General features: G+C 63.3%; 1 pseudogene. It reads left to right on the forward strand.

From position 1 onward, the window contains the following. Nucleotides 1-319, forward strand: a pseudogene (locus A3754_RS06930) (oxygenase MpaB family protein); the annotation flags it as partial.

Raw genomic sequence — 319 nt, forward strand, 5'->3', positions numbered from 1 at the left:
CTGGTGGACCAGGCGCTGGAGCATGGCATCGACAGTGTTGAGAACCCGCCGCAGGCGCTCACCGCACTGTTCAACCAGATCGACCATGAACCGATCTGGCTGGATCGGGAAAAACTGCGCCTGGCCTGTGATGTCTCGCACCGGGTGGGCCTCTCCGGTGAGCTGGTATTGCGAAACCTGTCGTTGATGGGGGGCTATCTGGGCGCCGCTGCGGCCAAGCCGTTGGTGTTCACCGGGCAGCTGGATCGCATGGCGAACCGGCGCCTGGTGGAAACCGGAAAATTCTGGATGGACGTGACCACGCCGGGCGGCATGGAAC

This window comes from Alcanivorax sp. HI0083 (assembly GCF_001635175.1).